The organism is Neorhizobium sp. SHOUNA12A (assembly GCF_023006505.1).
Taxonomy (GTDB): Bacteria; Pseudomonadota; Alphaproteobacteria; order Rhizobiales; family Rhizobiaceae; genus Neorhizobium.
The window spans coordinates 15,620-36,436 of sequence record NZ_JALBGV010000061.1 but is presented as its reverse complement, the minus strand read 5'-3'; the positions used below and the strand labels follow the sequence as shown (position 1 = coordinate 36,436).

23 protein-coding genes are annotated in these 20,817 nt (G+C 63.0%); 7 read left to right on the top strand and 16 right to left on the bottom strand.

Annotation, left to right across the window (positions count from 1 at the left end; translation table 11 throughout):
* From MOV63_RS23065 to thiD, 3 genes are all read left to right on the top strand, one after another.
* Positions 1–221 (top strand): hydroxyethylthiazole kinase (locus MOV63_RS23065; RefSeq protein WP_247037193.1); only part of this gene is annotated, 221 nt, incomplete at its 5' end.
* Positions 218–856, top strand: a complete 639-nt coding sequence (thiE, locus tag MOV63_RS23060; RefSeq protein WP_247037191.1) for a thiamine phosphate synthase — start codon at positions 218–220, stop codon at positions 854–856. The genes MOV63_RS23065 and thiE, both read left to right, overlap by 4 nt.
* Positions 853–1,656, top strand: coding sequence for a bifunctional hydroxymethylpyrimidine kinase/phosphomethylpyrimidine kinase (gene thiD / locus MOV63_RS23055; RefSeq protein WP_040124015.1), 804 nt, complete (start codon positions 853–855; stop codon positions 1,654–1,656). Before thiE ends, thiD begins: the two co-directional genes overlap by 4 nt.
* Before the next feature lie 9 nt (positions 1,657–1,665).
* Here the strand turns inward: thiD and MOV63_RS23050 are convergent, their stop codons facing one another.
* The 7 genes from MOV63_RS23050 to MOV63_RS23020 all read right to left on the bottom strand — a co-directional run bounded on the left by MOV63_RS23050 (position 1,666) and on the right by MOV63_RS23020 (position 8,138).
* Positions 1,666–2,157, bottom strand: coding sequence for a type II toxin-antitoxin system YhaV family toxin (locus MOV63_RS23050; RefSeq protein ID WP_247037188.1), 492 nt, complete (start codon positions 2,155–2,157; stop codon positions 1,666–1,668).
* A 3-nt stretch (positions 2,158–2,160) separates the two neighbouring features.
* Complete coding sequence (locus MOV63_RS23045; RefSeq protein WP_040124013.1) at positions 2,161–2,490, bottom strand: type II toxin-antitoxin system PrlF family antitoxin; 330 nt, start codon at positions 2,488–2,490, stop codon at positions 2,161–2,163.
* Between the two features lie 89 nt (positions 2,491–2,579).
* The gene (locus tag MOV63_RS23040) at positions 2,580–5,156 is read right to left on the bottom strand and encodes a response regulator (RefSeq protein WP_366518586.1); all 2,577 of its coding nucleotides are present in this window, start codon (positions 5,154–5,156) and stop codon (positions 2,580–2,582) included.
* A 670-nt stretch (positions 5,157–5,826) separates the two neighbouring features.
* Positions 5,827–6,219: a type II toxin-antitoxin system VapC family toxin gene (locus MOV63_RS23035; protein WP_247037186.1), complete on the bottom strand. Its 393-nt coding sequence runs from the start codon at positions 6,217–6,219 to the stop codon at positions 5,827–5,829.
* Positions 6,219–6,506 carry a type II toxin-antitoxin system VapB family antitoxin gene (locus MOV63_RS23030; protein ID WP_247037184.1) on the bottom strand — a complete coding sequence of 96 codons (288 nt, stop codon included), beginning with the start codon at positions 6,504–6,506 and terminating at the stop codon, positions 6,219–6,221. Before MOV63_RS23030 ends, MOV63_RS23035 begins: the two co-directional genes overlap by 1 nt.
* Positions 6,507–6,528: 22 nt before the next feature.
* Positions 6,529–7,044: an invasion associated locus B family protein gene (locus tag MOV63_RS23025; protein ID WP_309500846.1), complete on the bottom strand. Its 516-nt coding sequence runs from the start codon at positions 7,042–7,044 to the stop codon at positions 6,529–6,531.
* Positions 7,045–7,352: 308 nt separating this feature from the next.
* Complete coding sequence (locus MOV63_RS23020) at positions 7,353–8,138, bottom strand: methyltransferase domain-containing protein (protein ID WP_247037181.1); 786 nt, start codon at positions 8,136–8,138, stop codon at positions 7,353–7,355.
* A gap of 115 nt (positions 8,139–8,253) precedes the next feature.
* Between MOV63_RS23020 and MOV63_RS23015 the strand changes: the two genes are divergently transcribed.
* Genes MOV63_RS23015 through MOV63_RS23005 form a run of 3 tightly spaced genes read left to right on the top strand, consistent with a single transcriptional unit; the run spans position 8,254 to position 11,213 of the window.
* A complete protein-coding gene (locus tag MOV63_RS23015) occupies positions 8,254–9,390 on the top strand; it encodes an ABC transporter substrate-binding protein (RefSeq protein ID WP_247037179.1) in 1,137 nt (378 codons plus the stop codon).
* 6 nt (positions 9,391–9,396) lie between these two features.
* On the top strand, positions 9,397–10,467 hold the full coding sequence (locus MOV63_RS23010) for an iron ABC transporter permease (RefSeq protein ID WP_247037171.1): 1,071 nt from the start codon (positions 9,397–9,399) through the stop codon (positions 10,465–10,467).
* A complete protein-coding gene (locus tag MOV63_RS23005; protein ID WP_247037169.1) occupies positions 10,461–11,213 on the top strand; it encodes an ABC transporter ATP-binding protein in 753 nt (250 codons plus the stop codon). Before MOV63_RS23010 ends, MOV63_RS23005 begins: the two co-directional genes overlap by 7 nt.
* A gap of 105 nt (positions 11,214–11,318) precedes the next feature.
* On the opposite strand, the gene MOV63_RS23000 is transcribed toward MOV63_RS23005, so the two are convergent.
* The 8 genes from MOV63_RS23000 to greA form a co-directional block, all read right to left on the bottom strand.
* A complete protein-coding gene (locus MOV63_RS23000) occupies positions 11,319–12,038 on the bottom strand; it encodes an ABC transporter ATP-binding protein (RefSeq protein WP_040124005.1) in 720 nt (239 codons plus the stop codon).
* The gene (locus MOV63_RS22995) at positions 12,035–12,784 is read right to left on the bottom strand and encodes an ABC transporter ATP-binding protein (RefSeq protein ID WP_046599305.1); all 750 of its coding nucleotides are present in this window, start codon (positions 12,782–12,784) and stop codon (positions 12,035–12,037) included. The genes MOV63_RS23000 and MOV63_RS22995 overlap by 4 nt, the downstream gene beginning before the upstream one ends.
* Positions 12,784–13,821, bottom strand: coding sequence for a branched-chain amino acid ABC transporter permease (locus tag MOV63_RS22990; RefSeq protein WP_247037167.1), 1,038 nt, complete (start codon positions 13,819–13,821; stop codon positions 12,784–12,786). Before MOV63_RS22990 ends, MOV63_RS22995 begins: the two co-directional genes overlap by 1 nt.
* Complete coding sequence (locus tag MOV63_RS22985) at positions 13,818–14,675, bottom strand: branched-chain amino acid ABC transporter permease (protein ID WP_247037200.1); 858 nt, start codon at positions 14,673–14,675, stop codon at positions 13,818–13,820. Before MOV63_RS22985 ends, MOV63_RS22990 begins: the two co-directional genes overlap by 4 nt.
* Positions 14,676–14,925: 250 nt before the next feature.
* A complete protein-coding gene (locus MOV63_RS22980; RefSeq protein WP_151046690.1) occupies positions 14,926–16,104 on the bottom strand; it encodes an ABC transporter substrate-binding protein in 1,179 nt (392 codons plus the stop codon).
* Between the two features lie 298 nt (positions 16,105–16,402).
* Positions 16,403–17,626 (bottom strand): LysR family transcriptional regulator, encoded by a 1,224-nt coding sequence (locus MOV63_RS22975; RefSeq protein WP_247037165.1) that lies wholly within the window; start codon positions 17,624–17,626, stop codon positions 16,403–16,405.
* Between the two features lie 92 nt (positions 17,627–17,718).
* Positions 17,719–18,651, bottom strand: a complete 933-nt coding sequence (locus MOV63_RS22970) for an MYG1 family protein (RefSeq protein WP_247037163.1) — start codon at positions 18,649–18,651, stop codon at positions 17,719–17,721.
* A 125-nt stretch (positions 18,652–18,776) separates the two neighbouring features.
* Positions 18,777–19,259 carry a transcription elongation factor GreA gene (gene greA, locus MOV63_RS22965; RefSeq protein ID WP_247037161.1) on the bottom strand — a complete coding sequence of 161 codons (483 nt, stop codon included), beginning with the start codon at positions 19,257–19,259 and terminating at the stop codon, positions 18,777–18,779.
* A 219-nt stretch (positions 19,260–19,478) separates the two neighbouring features.
* Between greA and MOV63_RS22960 the strand changes: the two genes are divergently transcribed.
* Positions 19,479–20,132, top strand: a complete 654-nt coding sequence (locus tag MOV63_RS22960; RefSeq protein ID WP_247037160.1) for a glutathione S-transferase family protein — start codon at positions 19,479–19,481, stop codon at positions 20,130–20,132.
* 94 nt (positions 20,133–20,226) lie between these two features.
* On the opposite strand, the gene MOV63_RS22955 is transcribed toward MOV63_RS22960, so the two are convergent.
* On the bottom strand, positions 20,227–20,793 hold the full coding sequence (locus tag MOV63_RS22955; protein WP_247037157.1) for a TetR/AcrR family transcriptional regulator: 567 nt from the start codon (positions 20,791–20,793) through the stop codon (positions 20,227–20,229).
* Between the last annotated feature and the right edge of the window lie 24 nt (positions 20,794–20,817).

The following is a 20,817-nucleotide window of genomic DNA, read 5'->3' as shown; positions in this document are numbered from 1 at the left end:
CGCTCGGCTGCTCGCTCACCTGCCTGGTCGGCGCCTTTGCCGCCACCACGGACGATCCCTTCGAGGCGACAGTCGCCGCACTCGCGATGTTCGCGGTCGCAGGCGAGGAAGCGGCCTTCACCGCCTCCGGCCCCGGCTTCTTCTCGCCGATCTTCCTCGACCGCCTCGCGGCGCTGACCGGCGAGACGCTCGATGCCCAGGCAAGGGTCGTCGCAGCATGACCAAAACCTTCGACCTTTCCGTCTACCTCGTCCTCGATCCCGATCTCTGCCGCGAGATCGGCATGGTCGAGACGGCAAGGCTTGCCGTCGCCGGCGGCACCACCATGGTCCAGCTGCGCGACAAGCAGGCGGACACGGCAAAAATGATCGAAACCGGCCGGGCGCTGAAGGCGGTACTTTCCGGAACCGGCGTGCCCCTGATCATCAACGACGACGTGGAGGCAGCAATCGCGATCGGCGCCGAAGGCCTGCATGTCGGCCAGAGCGACATGGCGGCAGTGATGGCGCGGCAGCGTGCTGGCCATGGCATGATCCTCGGCCTTTCGGTCGAGACCGAGGACCTGGCGCGGCGGGTGGACCCATCGATCGTCGATTATGTCGGCATCGGTCCGGTGTTTTCGACCAATACGAAGCCCGACCACAAGCAACCGATCGGTTTTGACGGCCTCGCGCGCATCGCCGCCATGGCGCCGGTTCCGGCAGTGGCGATCGGCGGCGTCAAGGCGGAACATGCCGGCCCCGCGCTCGCCGCCGGCGCAAAGGGCATCGCCGTTGTGTCCGCCATCTGCGGCCAGCCCGATCCGGAAGCCGCCGCCCGCCGAATTGCCGCGGAAATCGAAAGGGCACGCACATGAGCATCAAAAACGTCCTGTCGATCGCCGGTTCGGACCCTTCCGGCGGCGCCGGCATCCAGGCGGACCTGAAAACTTTTGCGGCCCGCGGCACCTATGGCATGGCGGCGCTGACCGCGCTGACCGCCCAGAATACCCAAGGGGTCACCGGCGTGCATGCGGTGCCCGCCGCCTTCGTCGCAAACCAGATCCGCACCATCTTTCTCGACGTGCGCGTCGATGCGGTGAAGATCGGCATGATCGCCAATGCCGAGATCGCCGAGGCGGTTGCCGACGTGCTGCACCCTTATCGCGATACCGTGCCGATCGTGCTCGATCCGGTGATGATCGCCAAGGGCGGTTCGCCGCTGCTGGCGCTCGATGCGGTGGATGCCGTCACCTACAAGCTGATGCCGCTCGCCACCGTCGTCACCCCCAACCTGCCCGAAGCCGCGGCGCTGCTCGGCGAGACGGTCGCCACGACCCGCGAAGAGATGGCGGCCCAGGCTGAGCGGCTGCTGAAGATCGGGCCCAAGGCAGTCCTGGTGAAGGGCGGTCATCTGGAGAGCGAAGACAGCCCGGATGTGCTGGCGGACGCCACCGGCATCCACTGGTTCGAGGGCAGACGCACCGCGACCAGCAACACCCACGGCACCGGCTGCACGCTCTCGAGCGCAATTGCCGCCGAACTCGCCAAGGGCGCTTCGGCGGCTGACGCGGTTGCGATCGCCAAGACCTATCTCGCCGGCGCCATCGCCGCCGCCGACACCCTCACGGTCGGCACCGGCCACGGGCCGGTATCTCATTTTTACGCGTGGTGGTGAGGCGGCTGGCTATTCGGCAGTCTTCTCCGCCGCGGTGAAACGCGCCTTCGCATCTTCTGCAGAGGCCGCCTTCAGCAGAGCGGCCCAATCGTCGGGCGGGTTGCCCCCGGACAGCATTTTCCGGAACACCGCATAGGCATCGGTCTTTGCGCCGTAGGTGCGCAGCGTGTTTTCGTCATTCACCCAGGCGAAGATGATGATCCTCGCTTCGCTGCTGTAGCGGAAGAACAGCCGGAAACGCTGGCCGCCGAATTTTGCCCGAAACCAGTGTTTCCGGCCTTCGCCGAGAGTGCCGCCCTGACGATAGGCCGCCTGCGTCGGGTCTGCCGGAATGGTCCTGAAAACCAGTTCCGACAACGCGGCGAGCAGCTTGGCGTTTGCAGTCGCATGATAATGTTCAGTATCCTTGTCCCTCGATCGCTCGACGGCGAGCGTCAGCTTTTCCAGCTGATCGAGGAAGAGCGGATGCGCAAGGAGCGTCCAGCCGCTGACCACCAGCATGGGCTAGAGATCGACTTCGCCGTCGATCGGCGCGTCGAGGTCCACCTTGATGCCGTTGGTCAGGGCAGTCATGCGATCAACCAAAGCCGGCGGCAGCGTCGAAAGCGCCTCCGGCCGGGCCTCCATGTCTTTGGCGAGGAACGTAAGAAAGCTATCGATCACGGGATCAGGTGCATCTGCTGCCTCCCGTAGCACCGAAACGCCGCGTTCATCGTCGACATAGAAGGCGATCCGGTCTCCGTAGTCCAGACCGAGCGCCTGCCGGACGGATTTGGGAACCGTCGTCTGGCCCTTGGCGGTGATCGTGCTGACTTCTTTGAACACATTGGTCATGACAATCTCCTTTCGGTCTATCGTAAGGAAAATTCCTTACCTGATCAAGGGAAACATTGCTCGACACAACTGGCGCCGGCTGCCGGCCTTCAGCCCTTCTGGGCGGTGATCTTCTCGAAGGCGATTGCGATTTCCTGGCTGCCATAGGGCTTCTTCAGAAGCACTGCTCCTTCTACTTCCGCCTCGGCGGGAATGCGGTCGTTGCCGGTCGCGAACACGATGCCGACATCGGGAGATAACTTGCGCGCCTGCTGCGCGAACTCGCCGCCGGAAAGACCCGGCAGGCCGAGATCGGTGACCACCACGTCGAAGCTACGCTCCTCTATCATGATGATCGCCTCCTCCGCCGTCGAGGCCTCGGAAACCTCGTGGCCCAGCTCGGTCAGAAGATCGGCGGTGCTCATGCGGATCAGGAAATCGTCCTCGACCAGCAGCACGGAATAACGCGGCGTGACCGGTCGCTGCCCGATCACCGGGGCGACAGGTTTGGCCGCGAACGACGCCCTCACCCGGTTGCGATGCTGCTGGCCGTTCAGCACATGGCGTATCTTCCGCGCCAAGGCTTCGCGGGTATAGGGTTTCGACAGCAGCTCGACGCCGGAATCGAGCCGGCCGCCATGCACGATCGAGTTTTCCGTATAACCCGAGGTGAACAGCACGGCGATATCCGGCATCCGCTCGCGGGCGTGCCTGGCAAGCTCGGTGCTCTTCAGCGGCCCCGGCATCACCACGTCGGTGAACAGAAGATCGACCGGCACGCCGCTTTCGATGATACTCAGCGCACCCGCCGCGTCCTTCGCCTTCAGCACCGCATAACCGAGATCGCCGAGCAGCTCGATGACGGTGGCGCGCACCTGCTCGTCGTCCTCCGCCACCAGAATGGTTTCCGTGCCGCCGGTCACCGGGCCGAAATCGGCGTCGGTCACCAGATCCTCGCTGCGCTGGATGCGCGGGAAGTAGATCTTGACGGTCGTGCCCTGGCCGACTTCGCTGTAGATCTTGACGTGCCCGCCGGACTGCTTGACGAAACCGTAGACCATGGAAAGGCCAAGCCCGGTGCCCTTGCCGACGGGCTTGGTCGAGAAGAACGGCTCGAACACCTGTTCCATCACCTCCGGCGTCATGCCGGTGCCCGTGTCGGTCACCGCCAACATCACGTATTGGCCGGCCGGCACGTCCGCATGCTGGCGCACGTAATTGTCATCGAGGAAGGCGTTGCCCGCCTCGATCGTCAGCTTGCCACCGTCTTCCATCGCGTCGCGTGCATTGATCGCGAGGTTGAGGAGTGCATTCTCGATCTGGGTCGGGTCGACCAGAACGTTCCAAAGACCGCCGGATCGGATCGTCTCGACCTCGATATCCTCCCCGAGCGTGCGACGCAGCAGTTCTTCCATGCCGGTCAGGAACCGGCCGATATTGACCACCTTCGGTTCCAGCGGCTGGCGGCGGCCGAATGCGAGCAGCTGGCTGGCGAGTTTGGAACCGCGTTGCACGCCGGCAAGCGCATTTTCCACCCGGCGGCCAGCCCGCTGGTTGCCGGCGACGTCCTTGGCGAGAAGCTGAAGATTGCCGGAGATCACCTGCAGCAGGTTGTTGAAATCGTGCGCGACACCGCCTGTCAACTGGCCGAGCGCTTCCATCTTCTGGCTCTGGCGCAGCGCCTCTTCCATCTTCATGCGCTCGGAGATTTCGGAGGCGATCTTCTGTTCGAGGCCGGCATTCAGCACCTGCAGCGCCTCCTCGGCGCGCTGGCGTTCGGCGAGGTCGCGTTCCGCGGCGCGGAAAAGCCGCGCATTGTCGATGGCGATCGCCACCTGGCCGGCAGCCCCCACAACCAGCCGCTCATGCTCCTCGCGGAACTGAGCCGGTTCGGCATGTCCGAAGAACAGGCCGCCGATCACTTCGCCGGAGCGCGAGATCACCGGAACCGTCAGATAGCTGCGTACCGGCAGATGGTCCTTTGGCATGCCGAAATACGGATCGTTCCGGCCGTAGCGCGGATCCGCCATGATATCGTCGGAGCGGATGACGCCCTCGCCGCTGAATGTCGGCGCGAAAACGGCCGTGTTGCGCGGCATCGGAAAATTCTCGAATGCCGACCGGGGAACGCCGGACAGCGCATAGAGCATATAGCTTTCGCCGCGGTCGTTGACGACGTTGTAGAAGAAGGCTCCGAACTGTGCGCCGGTCAGTTCGACGCCGGCATCGGTGGTCATCTGCACCACCTTTTCGAGGTCGAGTTCGGCGGAAAGTTCAGCGCCGAGCCGGTTCAGCACCTCGAGATGCCGGGTTTCCTTGAGAAGCGCGATCTCCGCCTTCTTCTGATCGGTGACGTCGCTGCCCTGGATGAAGATCCCGGTCGCCTGGCCGGCATCGTCGACGATCGGCTGATAGACGAAATCCACGAAACGCTCTTCCGGCGGCAGGCCGGGCCGGCGCGCCAGCCTCACGCTCACACCCTGGCCTAGATGGGGACGGCCGCTTCTGCGAACCTCATCGAGCAGGTCGGAAAAACCCTGTTCGGCCACTTCCGGCAGGGCTTCGCGGATGGGGCGCCCAAGCAGGTCCCGACCGCCGACGAGACGCATATAGGCGCCGTTCGCCATTTCGAAAACATGGTCCGGTCCGGTCACCATGGCCATGAAGCCCGGAGCCTGATCGAACATCAGACGCAGACGCTCGCCTTCACCCTGAAGCCGCCGCTCGGCGCGAACCTTGGCCGTGTTCTCGACGACGATCGCCACCACGCCGAAGGGCTTGCCGGCCTCGTCATAGACCGGAGAATAATAGAGGTTCATGAAGGCGGAGGCCGGCGTGCCGGAGCGGTCGAGGACCATTTCCTGGTCGGAATAGGCAAGCGTGCCACCGGCGAAACAGACCTTCATGACGTTGTCGTTGAAGTCGGCAACTTCAGGCCAGCCCTCGCGCACCTTGCATCCGAGGATGCCGGGATGGCGCCTTCCGGCAAAATCGGAATAGGCGTCGTTATAGATCATCACGCCGTCCTCGTTCCACAACGTGACGATCGGGACCGGCGAACGAAGCATGAGGGAAATCGTTGTCTTGAGGCTCTGCGGCCAGGTGGCGATCGGCCCGAGCGAAGTGGCTGCCCAATTGAAAGCCGCAATAAGACGGGCCATTTCGCCGCTGTGGGAAAGAAAGGCTGTCTCGGCAGTCGAATGATTCATCATCGGGCTTTCGGCGGCGATAGGCGCTGTGCTGCCGTCTTACATGACAACGATCACCTGGGACAGCCTTTTTGACAATCGTCAACTAGGGTGCCGCCGCAAAAAAGCCATGGGAGAAACCAGCTATTTTTGACACGATCGGGGGACTTCAGGCCAGGTCCGTACGTGCGAAATCGGCGCCCTTGTAGAGAAGCGGCACGCCGCGGTTTTTGGCGCAGGCGTAAGAGAGACAGTCGGCCAGATTAAGCTGGGCTGGGTGTCCCCTGCCCTTGCCGTAATCCCGGAATGCCCGGATCGCCAGCTCGCCATCGGCTTCCTCGATAGGGATGATCTGGATTTTCGTCTCTTTGAAGAAATCAGATAGACCCTGCTCAATGACGAGGGGATCCTCGTCGAGCTTCGTCGACAGCCTCATGGCAGTCTCGAGCACGACCAAAGCACTGGTGCAGAGGCTCTCTGCCGCTTCGATCTTGCCTATCCACTGTTGCGCATCCTCCTCCTTGGAAAAGATCGCGACGATGACGGAGGTATCGACGAACACTAATGGCCCCACATCTCGTCGATTTCATCCTTGGTCATGTCCCGCCCCTCTCCGCCCTTGATGGCATGAAGGCGATCGACGATTTTCATCACGCGTTCCTGAAGCGGCGTTTCCGCCTGCTCCTCTTTTGAAAGCTTCTCCTCAAGCGCCTCGATGACCGCCTCGGTCATGCTAACATTACGTTTTTTGGCAAGCCGCTCCGCGAGCTCTCGGGCGCGGGGATCCCGTATCTGCAGGTTCATGGCAGTCGCTCCGATGGTTGTCATGACAGATAGCACATCCGCCATGACAACGCGAGCGAAACCCTTATCAACCGCAACGCCCCGCCTGGGTCAATGCCGCGCTTACGCCGGAAAGCGAGAACGTGTAGCTGGTCTGCGTGCCGCGCTGGGAGACCGCCTCGAGCGTCATGCTGCTTCCCGATTTCATCGCCGCGACAAGAGCGGCATCGGCGCTCTCCTGCTTCGTCCAGCCGGAATTGCCCTTCGGCTCCAGGGCAAAGGTTCGGCCGTCTACGGTGACCGTCATCTGCGATCCGCCCTTGAGGTCGTAACCCATGATCGCCTGCGGATAGAAGCCGGATCCGGAGGGCTTTGGCGCGACGAGGAAAAAGTTGTCGCCATGATCGACATCGGCGGGCTGCATCTGCGTCGGCGTGGTCAGCACGTAGCAGGTCGTGCCGCCGTCGCCCTTGTAGGAATAGAGGCCCCAGGCGTCGAATTTTTTCACCATGCTCGGGGTGGGCTGGGCAAGGACGGGTGCTGCAATTGCGGAAAGAGCGAGCGCGGAAAGGGCAAAAAGCTTGATGGACAATCTTGTCTCCATGGTCGGAAATGGCGAGGGAGCCGCGGCGGCGATGGCCGCGCGCAGAAGATAGCCCATTCAAAAATCGATCGGTTAGCACAAGGTTAATTGCATGGGGCGCCCGTCCCGAAACGGGGCACTCGCGAGGCCCGGATGAGACCGGATCGTGATCCGCGTGACTTTGCGCTTCCCCCGGGTTTCGGGGAAAGCGGTCAAAGGTTAATGCCTGCGGTCACAGCCCGGTCACAATCATGTCAGGCGGCCATAAATGCTGTGCATATTTGCGGTGGGTCGAAGGTGGCCGCCACGGGCCACCTTCGATCGGCAGCTTATTCCGGCTTCATCGCGCAGATGGCGAAGCGTTCCTGAACCATGCGCTCCAGCCCGCGCAGGAACGGCATCTTGCGGGCCTGGGCCCAATGGATGTCGGACAGCTTGCGGTCGACCACGATGTTGACGAAACCGGCCTTGGTCAAAAGATCGACCACCGCTTCGGCCGGCATGGCGTCCGAGAAATAGACGCGCGAGCGGATGTTCTGGTGACGCGCCGCCATGGCCGGCGTCATGTGGCTTGCGGCCGGCTTGCCGGTGATCCTCGACCAGAATTTCTGCAGGCCCTTGACCCAGGTCTCCTTGCCCATGTTGCCGTCGAGGATCAGCACTTTGCCGCCCGGCTTCAGGACTGAGAACCATTCCGCGAAAGCGGCCGGCGGATCGACCAGCGTCCAGACCAGATGTCGATTGGTGATGACATCGTAGCTGTTCTTCGGCTCCATCGTATTTTCCGCGTCGCCGGATACGAAACGGATATCGGCACCGCGTTTCTTCGCCTTGGCGCGCGCCTGGCCCAGCATCGCATCCGACCAGTCAAGCCCGGTGACCTTGAAACCGACGTCGTTCATCAGATGCGAGATGACGGCGGTGCCGCAGGCGAGGTCCAGAGCAGCGCGGCCGGTGCCATTGCCCAGATGCTTGCGGATCAACCGCTGCCAGCCCTTGCGTTCTTCCTCCGAGAAGATTTCGTGGCCGACGCTCTCGTCGAACGTCGCCGCTCTCTCCGACCAGAAGTCGCGGATTTCATCTCGGATGGAATAGTTGGAGTTCATCGAATTCATAATAGGTGCCCCGATAGTCAGACTACTTTGGAAGAGCTCTAAAACATAGAACTTGATTCCAAAAGTCATATTTCATATGCATGCGGACATTATCAGACATCGGGGGAGTTTCCAGATGAATTTCGCGAAAATGCTTGCAACATCAACGGTTGTGCTTGCAAGCCTTCTACCGTTTTCCGTGCTGGCGCAGTCGTTCACCGTCAAGGACGTCGCCGGCCGTGAGGTGAAGTTCGACAAGCCGGTCGAGCGCGTTATTCTCGGCGAAGGCCGGATGCTCTATTCGGTTGCCCCGATCGAAAAGGAAGATCCCTTCGCCAGGATCGTCGGCTGGCGCAACGACCTGCTCACCACCGACAAGGATGGCTACGACGCCTATCTCGCGAAATTCCCGAAGGGCAAGGAACTGCCGTTCCTCGGCAACCTGACCGACGGCACGCTGCAGACCGAGACCGTGGTCAAGCTGAACCCGGACGTCATGCTTTTGCCGATCGGCAACAAGAAGGCCGCGGACGAGGTGAAGCTCGAGGAGATGCTGAACAAGATCGGCGTGAAGATCGTCTATATCGACTTCCGAGAACACATCCTCGACAATACCGAACCGAGCCTCAAGGTTCTCGGCCAGATCTTCGGCCACGAGGATCGCGCCGCAGCCGTCGCCGCCTACTGGAAGCAGCAGATGGCCCGCGTGACCGACAAGCTGAAAGCCGCCAACCCGAAGAAGCCGAATGTGTTCATGTATCGGGCGGCCGGTCTGGTTGAGTGCTGCGGCACCTTCGGCCCCGACAATTTCGGCTTGATGGTGGATTGGGCCGGCGGCCATAACCTCGGTTCGGACTTCCTTCCGGGCTATACCGGCTCGATCAATGCCGAGCAGGTCGTCGCTTCCAATCCGGATGTCGTCGTCGTCACCGGCTCGAACTGGAGCCAGACCAAAGACGCCAAGGATTTTGTGAATGTCGGCCCGAACGCAGCCCCCGCATTCGACGGCAGCCGCAAGGCGCTGGACGCCCTGATGCAGAATGCGGCTTTCACCGGCTCCAAGGCTGTCGCAGGCGGCAATGTCCACGCCATCTGGCATCAGTTCTACACGAGCCCCTATCAGTTCGTGGCCGTACAGCGGATGGCAAAATGGTTCCACCCGGAGCTGTTCGCCGATCTCGATCCGGATGCGACCTTCAAGGAATTCCACGAGAAATTCCTGCCGGTTCCATATCAGCCGGGCTATTGGATCGACGCCAGGGCGGCGAAGTAACCCGATATGGCCGAGATCGCCGCATTGCCGATCGAAGCTGAAGCCGGGCGGGAGCGTTATCGCGCCCTTGCTCGCCGCAAGCTTGTGATCCTCGCTGCCATGACAGCCGCTCTTTGTCTGTCGTTCGCCGTCGATCTCGCCTGGGGGCCGGCCCGCTACAGCCTCGGCGAAGTCGTCGCCGCGCTGATCGACCCCTCCTCCGTCTCGGCCCAGATCCGCGCCGTGGTCTGGGATATCCGCATGCCGGTCGCCGTCATGGCGATCGTCGTCGGCGCCGCGCTGTCGGTTGCCGGTGCCCAGATGCAGACCATTCTTGCCAATCCGCTCGCCAGCCCGTTCACGCTCGGCATCTCGGCCGCCGCCAGCTTCGGCGCCGCGCTGGCGATCGTCACTAGCGTCTCCATCCTGCCGGTTGCCGCCACCCTGCTCGTGCCGGCCAATGCCTTCATCATGGCGCTGATCGCCACGCTGTTCATCCATTTCATCTCGCAGATGCGCGGCGTCTCGGTGCAGACGGTCGTGCTGCTCGGCATCGCGCTGGTCTTCACCTTCAACGCGGCTCTCGCCTTCCTGCAATATCTTGCCTCCGAGCAGGCGCTGTCGGCGGTCGTCTTCTGGACCATGGGCAGCCTTACCAAGGCGACCTGGCCGAAGATCGGCATCACCCTTGCCGTCCTCTTGATCGCGCTGCCGCTGTTTGCCCGCCACGCCTGGGCGCTGACCGCCATCCGGCTCGGCGAGGACAAGGCGGCGAGCTTTGGCGTCAATGTTCGGCGCATCCGCCTCGAAACTATGCTGATCATCTCGTTGCTCGCAGCCGTGCCGGTCAGCTTCGTCGGCACGATCGGTTTCGTCGGCCTGGTCGGCCCGCACATCGCCCGCATGATCCTCGGCGAAGACCAGCGCTTTTTCCTGCCGGGCTCGATCCTGTCGGGAGCGCTCCTGCTGTCGCTCACCTCGATCGTCTCGAAGTCGATCATTCCGGGCGTCGTTTTTCCGATCGGCATCATCACGGCGCTGGTCGGCGTGCCGTTCTTCTTCTCGCTCATCCTCTCGAATCGGAGCCGGTCATGGTAGCGATGCAACTGCAATCGGTCGGCGCCTATCACGGCCGCAAATTGTTCGTGGAAGACGTGACGACGCCGGTCATGAAGGCCGGCGAGCTGATCGCAGTCATTGGCCCCAACGCCGCCGGCAAGTCGACGCTGTTCAAGCGCATCACCGGCCTTCTGAAGGGACCCGGCAATATCGTCATCGATGGCGCGAAGACGAAGAACGCCATCACCTATATGCCGCAGGACACCTCGGCCAATGCGGTGCTGACCGTCTACGAATCGATCCTTCTCGCCCGTAAGCAGGGCCAGTCCTGGAGCGTCAGCGACAGCGACCTCTCGTTCATCGACGAAATCATGCGGGCGCTCAACATCACCGCCATCGCGTTTCGGGATCTTGGTGCGCTCTCCGGCGGCCAGCGCCAGCTGGTGTCGATCGCCCAGGCGCTGGTTCGCGAACCGGAAATCATGCTGATGGACGAGCCGACCAGCGCGCTCGATCTTCACCGGCAGGTCGAAGTGCTCGATTTCATGCAGCGCCGGGCGCGCTCGAAGGGCATGATCGTGATGATCGCCATCCACGACCTCAACCAGGCCCTCCGCTTTGCCGACAAGGTTCTGGTGATCGCCAACGGCCGCATGCGAGCCTGCGGTTACCCGCGCGACGTGGTCACCGTGGACATGCTGCGCAACGTCTACAAGGTCCATGCCCGCATCGAAAAATGCTCGATGGACCACGACCACGTGATCGTCGACGGAACGGCACACTAGGCCGCCGCTGAATGTACCGTCCAGCGCTGTGTGCGGTCTGGGAACCATCAGGCGCCAGAACCGCACAGCACGTCGGCGACAAGAAGACGCCTGCGCTTTTCCGAACTAGTGCCGGACACCCTTTTCGACGGTCAGATGCCGGCCGAGAATCTCTTCATTGGCGAGCAGATCGGCGCTGGTGCCCTGGTAGACGATCGCGCCGCGATCGAGGATGACGGCGTCGTCGGAGAGCGGCAGCACCTTGCGGGCCTTCTGCTCGATGATGATAGCCGACATGCCCTCGCCTTGCGTGATCCGCTGGATCGCCGCGAGCAGTTCGTCGACGATGATCGGTGCAAGACCCTCGGTCGGCTCGTCGAGGAGAAGCAGTTTCGGATTGACCATCAGCGCCCGCCCGACCGCCAGCATCTGCTGTTCGCCGCCGGAAAGCTGGTTGCCGAGGTTCTTGCGGCGCTCTTTCAGCCGCGGGAACATCGTATAGACCCGCTCCAGCGTCCACACACCGGGGCGCGCGATCGCCGTCATGTTCTCCTCGACGGTCAGCGACTTGAAGATGTTGCGCTCCTGCGGCACCCAGCCGATGCCCGCCGCGGCACGGCGGTCGGCGCGCAGCTTGGTGACGTCGCGTCCCATCAGGTGGATTGAGCCCGAATGATGGGTGGTGACGCCGGCGAGCGTATTGACGAAGGTCGTCTTGCCCGTGCCGTTGCGGCCGAGCAGCGCCAGCGTGCGACCCTCGCGGATCGTCAGGCTGATACCCGCAAGCACGCTCGCCTCGCCATAACCCGCGACCAGCTTTTCGGTGACCAGAACCGGGGCGCTCATGCATTTTCTCCGAGATAGACGGCCTTGACGCGCGGATCGGTGGAGATTTCCGCAACCGTTCCCTCGACGAAGACGGCGCCCGCCACCAGAACCGAGATCCGGTTGGCGAACGAGAAGACCAGATCCATGTCGTGCTCGATCAGCAGCACGGTGACGTCGGCCGGAAGGTCGGAGACAATCTGCAGCACTTCGTGCCGCTCGTCTTCGGGCACGCCGGCAGCCGGTTCGTCGAGCAGCAGCACTCGCGGCTTTGATGCAAAGGCCAGCGCGATCTCGAGCAGGCGCTGCTTGCCATAGGGCAGGATCACGGTGCGCTCGCCCATGACGGAGGCCAGGCCGAAACGGGCCAGCAGGGCTGCCGCCTCGTCGACCACCTTGCCGTAACCGGCGATCGACCGCCACAGATTGTGGCCGACGCCTTCGCGCTCGGCGATCGCCAGCGCCACGGTTTCGAGCGGCGTGAACTCGTTGAACAGCTGGTTGATCTGGAAGGTGCGGGTGAGCCCGCGCTTGACGCGACGGAACGAGGCCATCGAGGTGATGTCCTCGCCTTCGAGGAAGACCTGGCCTTCCGAGGGCGGCAGCACGCCGGTCAGGAGGTTGATCAGCGTCGTCTTGCCGGCGCCGTTCGGGCCGATCAGGGCGTGGCGGGCGCCGCGCTCCACCTTCAGGCTGACGTCATTGGTGGCGAGGAAGGCACCGAAGCGACGCACCAGGTGCCTGGTTTCGAGAACGATCTCGCTCATCAGCGGTCCTCCTTCTTCGAGAGGCGCTCGGGCAGGTATTCGACCCAGCGCGACAGCCGGTCACGGCCGATCAGCACCAGGATGACGAGCAACATGCCGATATAGAACATCCAGTATTGCGGCGTGATCACCGACAGCCAGTCCTTGACCAGGGTGAACAGGATCGCCCCGAAGATGCCGCCATAGAGATAGCCGGTACCGCCGATGACGAGCACCAGCAGGACGTCGGCCGAGCGATGGAAGGCGAGCACGTCGGGCGAGACAAAGGCGGTGGTCTGGGTGAGCAGTGCTCCCGCCATGCCGGCAAACACGGCCGCGACCGTATAGGCGGTGACGATGCGCTTGCGCGCCGGCACGGCGACCATGGCGGAGCGCATCGAATTGCCCTTGATTGCCTTCAGCGACAGGCCGAAAGGCGAAAAGGCAATGCGCCGCATGATCATCGTGCCGATGAAGAGCACGCCGACGCAATAGAGATAACCGACCTTGCCGAACAGGTCGAACTCGAACATGCCGAGGATAGGGCCGGGCGAAAAGCCGGAAAGCCCGTCGGCGCCGCCGGTCAGCCAGGCCATCTGGTTGGCGACTTCCGCCATCATCAGGCCGATGCCGAGCGTCGTCATCAGGCGGGTGAGGTCGGAGCCGCGCAGGATCAGGAAGCTGGTGAGCAGGCCGAGCACGCCGGAGGCAACGCCCGCGACGATCAACCCGGTCACCGGTTCGGCGAAATAATGCTGCGCCATCAGGCCCGCCACATAGGCGCCGAGGCCGAAGAAGGCGGTATGGCCGAGCGAGACGATGCCGGCAAACCCGAGCACCAGGTCGAGCGACACCGCAAACAGCGCCAGGATGGCGATCTCGGTGAGGATCAGCATCTTCGACGGCAGCAGGAAATAAGCGGCGATCGCGGCGATCCAGACGATGATCTCGTAGAAGCGGATGCGGCTCCGGCGCTTCATCAGCTTGGCAGCACGGGTTTCCGCTGCAGCGGTGGAGGAATTTGCGGACACGGTGGTTTCCTGCGGAAGAACGCTCATCGGCCACCCCTTGAGAACAGGCCGTTCGGCCGCACGATCAGCATGACGATCATCAGCGCGTAGATGACGAAGGGACCGATCGCCGGCACGTAATATTTGCCGGCCACGTCGGCAATGCCGAGCAGCAGGGCGGCGAGGAACGGACCGGAGACGGTGGACGTGCCGCCGACCGAGACGACGATGAGGAAGTAGATCATGAATTTCAGCGGGAAGTTCGGATCGAGCCCGAGGATTTCCGCGCCCATCGCCCCGCCGAGGCCGGCAAGGCCCGAACCGAAGGCGAAGGTCAGCGCGAAGACGAGCGGCACGTTGATGCCGAGGCCCATGGCGACGCGCCGGTCATCGACGGCGGCGCGCAGCCGGCTGCCGAAGCGAGTCTTCGAGAGGATCAGCTGCAACGCCAGCGCCAGCGCGGCGCAGACGACGATGGTGAAAAGCCGGTAGCGGCCGACGCCGACGCCGAACACGTCCATGCGGCCGGACAGTTCCGGCGGCAGGTTGATCAGCTGCTGCTGGCCGCCCATGAAATAGTCGGTCGCGGCGATCGCCATGAAGACGATGCCGATCGAGAACAGGACCTGGTCCAGATGGCTTGCCTGGTAGAGCCACTGGTAGAGCGTCCGCTCCAGCACGAGGCCGATCAGCGCCGAGACGAGGAAGGCCGCCGGCAGGCACCAGTAGAAGGAGATGCCGTAGCGGTTCATCATCACCACGGTCACGTAGCCGCCGGCCATGGCAAAGGCGCCATGCGCCAGGTTGATGAAGTTCATCAGACCGAGCGTCACCGTCAGCCCGCAGGCCAGAATGAAAAGCAGCATCCCATAGGCGATGCCGTCGAACAGGATTGTCAGCATATAAATCTTCTCTGCGAGGCCCTGTTGCGAGCGATGATGTTGCCCGGCATTGTCGCCGGGAAAACGACGGGGCTCAAGTGCCTTGACCTTCTTGTTATGAACCTGCCCTTCATCCACCTGCCGGCACCTTTCCCCCGTCAAGTCGTGGAGAAGGCTTATGCCGCGCCGGTTGCGGTTCCCCCCTCGCCCCGTTTACGGGGAGAGGGTGCGCCGAGCGAAGCGGAGGCGGGGTGAGGGGCTATCCCTGCCCTTACTTGGCGTCGGCCTTTTCCGGATCCTTGAGATCCTTGAACGTCTGGAACTCGACGTTCTGCAGCTCGCCGTTCACGTCCTTGACCTCGCGAATGTAGATGTTCTGGATGATGTCGCGCGTTTCTGGGTCGATCGAGACGGGACCACGCGGGCTCGTCCAGGAGAGGCCCTTGACGGCTGCCATAAAGGCTGGGCCGGTGACATCGCCCTTGGTCTTTTCGAGCGCTGCGTAAATCAGCGCCATGCCGTCGAAACCGCCGACCGACATGAAGTTCGGGCGCATGTCGGCATTGGCCTTCTTGAAGGCAGCGACATAGGCCTTGTTTTCCGGGCTGTCATGCGCGGTGGCATAGAAATGGCCGGTAATGGTGCCGATTGCCGGCTTGCCCATCGAGTTGAGGATATCGTCGTCGGTGACGTCGCCTGTCGCAATCAGCTTGATGCCGGCATCGGCGAGGCCACGGTCGGCGAACTGCTTCATGAACAGCGAACCGGCGCCCGAGGGCAGGAACACGAAGACCGCATCGGGCTTGGCGTCACGGACGCGCTGCAGGAAGGGCGCGAAATCGGGGTTGGCGAGCGGCACGCGCACGGCCTCGACGATCTCGCCGCCCTTAGCCTTGAATTCCTTGGTGAACCACTTCTCGGCATCGATGCCCGGGCCGTAGTCGGAAACGAGGGTCACCACCTTCTTGATCTTGTTGGCGGCAGCCCAGGTGCCGACCGGCAGCGAATATTGCGGCAGGGTGCCCGAGGTGCGGGTGATGTATTCCGACGCCTTGGTGATCGAAGCCGTGCCGGCTGCCATGACCACCGACGGGATCTTCGCCTGGGTGGCGACCGGCGCAACCGCCATGGCAAGCGGCGTCAGGCCGAAGCCGGCCAGAACCTTGGCGCCGTCGTTGACGACCAGTTCCTGGGCGATGCGGCGGGTCTGGTCGGCCGTGCCGGCGTCGTCGCGGATGACGAGCTCAATCTTCTTGCCCGCGACGGTGTCGCCCTTCATCGCCATGAAGGTCTTGGCGCCGGCCGAAACCTGACGGCCGGTTGACGCGAATGGACCGGTCATCGGCAGGATGAGGCCGATCTTGATGGTTTCCTGGGCGGCTGCCGGAATGGCAGCCAGGCAGCTGAGCGCCACGCCTGCCGCTGCGATGAGCGTTCTTCTATTGAGCATGCTTCCCTCCTCCTCAGAGCGCGAAATTTTCTTATAGACGCCTTGCCGGACAGCATCCGGGCTTCAGCCCGGGCCTGTCATAACTGGTAGCCTATATCGTAGACGGTCGATATGTCAGTCAACGGGCCCGGATGCCTTGGCGCCCCGCCGTTTTCAACTTTTTGTTAACCTCCAGAGGCGGAACATCGCGATGCCCGCCCCCAAACGCCAATCTCTCCACCCGTCTGGCGCATTTGCACATTAGCCCGCCTGCGTCTTCAGGCTTAATCAGTTCATCTGCCGGACTTATAAGTTCTGGTTATAGCGATCGATCGGCCGGACGCTCGGACCAGGTCGGCAAAAGTTCCAGAAACGCCTGCTGCGCCGCCGTCGGCAGCCAGTCCCTTCTCGTCGTCACCCCGATCGGCCGCGACGTGTGGCTGAGATCGAAGGGCAGCGCCCGCATCAGCCCGCGGGCGATCTCGGCTTCCGCCTGAAGACGGGAGGTGCAGCCGAGATGGTCGCTGGAATCGAGAAGCTCGCGCATCAGGATCAGTGAGCCGGTTTCGACGATGCTCTTCGGCGGCCCGCTTGCCGAACCGGTAAAGACGCTGTCGAAATACCGGCGCATCGGCGTGCCGCTCTGGTTGACGACCCAGGGGAAGGCGGCAAGCTCCTCGATGGTCAGTTCCTCACGGCCGGCCAGCGGATGCGCCTGCCCCGAAACCATGACCACCGTGTCGTGGAACAGCACCTTCTGCTCCACATCGCCGATCGGCGCCGGCACCCGAAGCGCGCCGAGCATGAAATCCACTTCGCCCCGGCGGAGAGCGCCCAGCAGGTCCGGGTAAGGACCCTCCTGGATCTGGATCGGCAGGTTCGGCCGGATCTTGCGGAAACCGGCAATCGCTTTCGGCAGCACATAGGATTTGGCAAGCGGCGTGGCGCCGATGACGATCTGGCCGATCTCGGCCGCCGTCAGTTCCGCAAGATCCGCATCCGCCTGTTCGAGCTCGATGAAGGCGAGCCTTGCCGCCTGGGCCAGCGCATGGGCCGCACGCGTCGCGACGATGCCGTAGGACGTCCGTTCGAACAGCGGCCGCGCCGCCTCCTCTTCGAGCTGGCCGACGGCGCGATAGACCGCCGGCTGGCTGAGGCCCAGGCGGGCCGCAGCAAGCGTAAAATTCTCGGTTTCTCGGACCGCTATCAGCGATTTCAGCTGCGCGGTCGTCGCCGTCACCCGCAGTCGCGGCGACAGTTCCGACAGGGCGGGATCAAGGTATCCGAAGGCGCGCTTGATGCGCAGCGCCAGGATTTCACCGGCGCCATTGGCAAAGATCCGCTGCGGCGTGCGGGAAAACAGCGGCAGGCCGGCGGTTTTTTCGATCTTCGACAGCGCCTGGGTGACGGCAGGCTGGGAGACGAAGCAGAGCTCCGCCGCCTTTGTCACCGAGCCGGTATCGACGACCGCGAGGAACGCCCTCAGATGCCGGAGGCTGTGATGCAGGATCGTGGATGACGAAGTGGGCCGCGAGGAACTCATGATGGACTGTTCTAGCACATCTGATTGGCGCCGGAAGCGGAAGCCCGGCCCTCGATCGTGTCTCCTCGGTCGCCGCCCGTTCCCTGTCGCCCTTACCTGGTCCCGTTGGAAACGGCTTCCCTGACCGCCAACTCGGCCATGGCGAGCGCCGCCTCGCGGGTCCTGGCAGCGGCAATGAACCGGCCATTATGGCAGAAGCTCGCGCCCTCGACGCCGCAGGCTGCCTCGAGATCGCGATCGGTCAGGCCTGCCCAGGCCGCCGGCAGATCGGCGCGCACCTCGAAACCTTCATCCGCGCGGCGGATGGTCGTGAGGCACCAATCCTTGTCGCGCGGGTGAACGACGAACAACAGGTGATCGGCGCCCGCCTTGATGATCGCCGGGCGGAACGGCATTCCCGTCGGCAATTCGAGAATGCGCCCCTCGCCCGTATCCACGATGGCCTGATGCACGAGCGCCTCGGCCCGCAGTTTGGCAGCGCTCTGGGCAATCCTTGCCTCGACGAAACTGCGAGCAATGGCAAGTGCCGCATGGAAACTGCCGTTTTCCGCTTCCGGGTCTTTTTCGTCGAACACGGGTTTCAGGGTTTCCAGGAGAGATGGCAGAGTGAGCCCGGCCAGCGGCCCCGCAATCGAGGGGCTGAGCGCACCATTGTCCATCAAATCGATCGGCAACACGAAGCTCGCATCGAAAGAGGCGTGCAGAGCCTCGATATGGGCCTGCGGAAGGCTGAGGGCGGCAAGGTAATCGCGGCCGTAATGTTTCCAGACCAGTCCGAACGAGCTGTAGGGCTGGCCGTCCCCGCGCAACGGCGCACCGCGCTGGTGATGATCGAAGACCTGGGCCGCAGCGTCATAGGCGCCGCCGACGTCGTAGATGATGCGGTCGGCACCAGGCGTGATCCATTCCGGCGCGCGGCTGCGAACGATCCGAGCTTTTGGGAAAAGCCGGCTCAGGACGACGCTCGACAGCAGTTCGTCGGCATGGAAGCCACCCGAATGGGTGACGAGGAAATCTGGGGTCATGCCGGGATGCGCCTTGTGGTTCGCGGAAGGTTCGTTTGCGGTCAGCACCTGATAGCCATTGCCGAACGCCTGCTCAACCCGTCATTCGCCCGTTTGAACACGTATACAGCGGCTATATGAGCATTTCAGGAGATTACAAGAACCTCCAGCTCCTGACCGCTCGCTTCGACCACATCTCCGACAGACTTGCCCATCAGCAGCCTTGCTACCGGCGAAACGAAGGAAATCGATCCGGTTTTGGGGTCCGCTTCATCCTCTCCGACGATCCTATATGTCTGGACGCGCCCATCGTCGCGGCTGAAGGTCACGGTGCTGCCAAAGGCGACATTGTCGGATGAGGTCGGATCCGGGACGAGCTGAGCCGTGTGAACTCTCGCTGCAAAATAGCGCGCGTCGCGCAACGGATTTGCCTGCTGGCGCCGCCGTTCATTGATGTCATCGATTGCGCTCGCCGCGCCATAGGCCTCACGCGCCTGCGCGAGCTGCAGTTCCAGCGCCTTCAGCCCCGCTTCCGTCACAAGGTTCGGATGCGGCGAAATCGGACGATCCGGCAGCAGGGTTTCCGAAGCGGTTTCGGAACTCTCTTCCTTGGTGAAGGCAACGCTCAATCTTAAAACTCCGTCTGTTTGCAGGGCCTCCTGCGGTAAATGAGCGGTCGCCCGCTCTTTGTCGGAACCATGCATACGACGACAATGGACGAACCGCCAAACTCGATCCATGTTCTGCGGAACTGTATGTGGACCGACTGCAAGGATTATCTTGGGCAAAGGTGTCGGAATCCCGTTTAGCCGACCGTCTTCAAGACAAACACGCTACGGAGAGCACCAATGACGATTACCATTACCGCCTTTGAACAGTCGCCCGATCGCGGCAGAGGGCTGGCGCGCGACATGCGCGTTCGCTGGGCGCTCGAAGAAGCGGCCCAGCCTTACGACGTTCGTCTTCTGTCGTTCAAAGCAATGAAGGAACCCGCGCATCTGGCGCTTCAGCCTTTCGGGCAGATCCCGACCTATGAAGACGGCGATCTCATCCTGTTCGAATCCGGGGCGATCGTGTTGCATATCGCCGAACGCCACGGCGGCCTGCTGCCGGAAGACGCGAATGCCCGGGCGCGGGCGATCGCGTGGATGTTTGCCGCGCTCAACACGGTGGAACCGCCGATCTTCGACCGCAGCCTCGTCCGGATCCTCGAGCGTGACGAGCCCTGGTACGAGCAGCGTTTGCGCGCCCTCGACGGCACCATCCGGAACCGGCTGGTCGACCTTTCCCGCCACCTTGGCGACCGTGACTGGCTCGATGGTGCGTTCAGCGCCGGCGATCTGCTGATGGTGACGGTGCTGCTCAGGTTGAAAGCATCGTCGGATATGCTGGACGACTACCCAAACCTATCCGCCTATACCGCCCGCGCGGAAGCACGGTCCGCCTACAAGCGGGCTTTCGACGCTCAGCTGGCGGTGTTCAAAGCGGCGTCGGCCGTCTGACAACGGGCTGCGTGGGGGACCGGCACCCGCGTTCCATTGCGATCCCCACCGACGCACATCGTGACACTCACGCGTCCCGATGGCGTATTCGCTCTCAAGAAACAGCGGGCTTTTGTCGATCCGTCAGGATCGCGCTCGATATAACATCGAAAAGATGATCCGCGCGCGGCACAAGCGGAGGCTGGTCGGCGAGCCACGCCAGGGCGCTGATCAGCGCGAACAGGTCATTGCCATCCATATCGCTTCTCGCCACGCCTTCCGCCTGGGCACGGGCAAGAAGCCGCGTGCCGGCGGCGCGCAAGCTGACGCATGAGGCATGGAGCGCGGAGCCTTCATCAGCGATTGCCACAACCATCGGCGCAATGGCGCCGCTATAGGTGTGGGTCATCGCGATGGCCTCTCGCAGCCATGTCACGAGGGCGTTTCCGGCGTCTTCCCACTTTTCGAGTTCCCTCGCCCTTTGTGCCGACTCGTCGAACTTCGTGCGAAGCAAGGCCTCGAGCAGAGCTTCCCGGGTCGGGAAGTGGCGATAAAGCGTGCCAAGCCCTACGCCCGCCTTGCGAGCAACGTCGCGCAACGACGCGTCGGCGCCCTGTTCGGTGACAACGCGACGAGCGACGGCGAGTAGCTGGTCGTAGTTCTTTTTGGCGTCGGCTCGCATCGTACCCCTTGACAATCGGAACAG

Bases quoted from the DNA above. Each gene is read 5' to 3' on its own strand.
- thiE (WP_247037191.1), top strand. From the start codon at position 218: ATGACCAAAACCTTCGACCTTTCCGTCTACCTCGTCCTCGATCCCGAT.
- thiD (WP_040124015.1), top strand. From the start codon at position 853: ATGAGCATCAAAAACGTCCTGTCGATCGCCGGTTCGGACCCTTCCGGC.
- MOV63_RS23050 (WP_247037188.1), bottom strand. From the start codon at position 2,157: ATGCTGGTGGTCAGCGGCTGGACGCTCCTTGCGCATCCGCTCTTCCTC.
- MOV63_RS23045 (WP_040124013.1), bottom strand. From the start codon at position 2,490: ATGACCAATGTGTTCAAAGAAGTCAGCACGATCACCGCCAAGGGCCAG.
- MOV63_RS23040 (WP_366518586.1), bottom strand. From the start codon at position 5,156: ATGTTCGATCAGGCTCCGGGCTTCATGGCCATGGTGACCGGACCGGAC.
- MOV63_RS23030 (WP_247037184.1), bottom strand. From the start codon at position 6,506: ATGGCGGATGTGCTATCTGTCATGACAACCATCGGAGCGACTGCCATG.
- MOV63_RS23025 (WP_309500846.1), bottom strand. From the start codon at position 7,044: ATGGAGACAAGATTGTCCATCAAGCTTTTTGCCCTTTCCGCGCTCGCT.
- MOV63_RS23020 (WP_247037181.1), bottom strand. From the start codon at position 8,138: ATGAATTCGATGAACTCCAACTATTCCATCCGAGATGAAATCCGCGAC.
- MOV63_RS23015 (WP_247037179.1), top strand. From the start codon at position 8,254: ATGAATTTCGCGAAAATGCTTGCAACATCAACGGTTGTGCTTGCAAGC.
- MOV63_RS23010 (WP_247037171.1), top strand. From the start codon at position 9,397: ATGGCCGAGATCGCCGCATTGCCGATCGAAGCTGAAGCCGGGCGGGAG.
- MOV63_RS23005 (WP_247037169.1), top strand. From the start codon at position 10,461: ATGGTAGCGATGCAACTGCAATCGGTCGGCGCCTATCACGGCCGCAAA.
- MOV63_RS23000 (WP_040124005.1), bottom strand. From the start codon at position 12,038: ATGAGCGCCCCGGTTCTGGTCACCGAAAAGCTGGTCGCGGGTTATGGC.
- MOV63_RS22995 (WP_046599305.1), bottom strand. From the start codon at position 12,784: ATGAGCGAGATCGTTCTCGAAACCAGGCACCTGGTGCGTCGCTTCGGT.
- MOV63_RS22990 (WP_247037167.1), bottom strand. From the start codon at position 13,821: ATGAGCGTTCTTCCGCAGGAAACCACCGTGTCCGCAAATTCCTCCACC.
- MOV63_RS22985 (WP_247037200.1), bottom strand. From the start codon at position 14,675: ATGCTGACAATCCTGTTCGACGGCATCGCCTATGGGATGCTGCTTTTC.
- MOV63_RS22980 (WP_151046690.1), bottom strand. From the start codon at position 16,104: ATGCTCAATAGAAGAACGCTCATCGCAGCGGCAGGCGTGGCGCTCAGC.
- MOV63_RS22975 (WP_247037165.1), bottom strand. From the start codon at position 17,626: ATGAGTTCCTCGCGGCCCACTTCGTCATCCACGATCCTGCATCACAGC.
- MOV63_RS22970 (WP_247037163.1), bottom strand. From the start codon at position 18,651: ATGACCCCAGATTTCCTCGTCACCCATTCGGGTGGCTTCCATGCCGAC.
- MOV63_RS22960 (WP_247037160.1), top strand. From the start codon at position 19,479: ATGACGATTACCATTACCGCCTTTGAACAGTCGCCCGATCGCGGCAGA.
- MOV63_RS22955 (WP_247037157.1), bottom strand. From the start codon at position 20,793: ATGCGAGCCGACGCCAAAAAGAACTACGACCAGCTACTCGCCGTCGCT.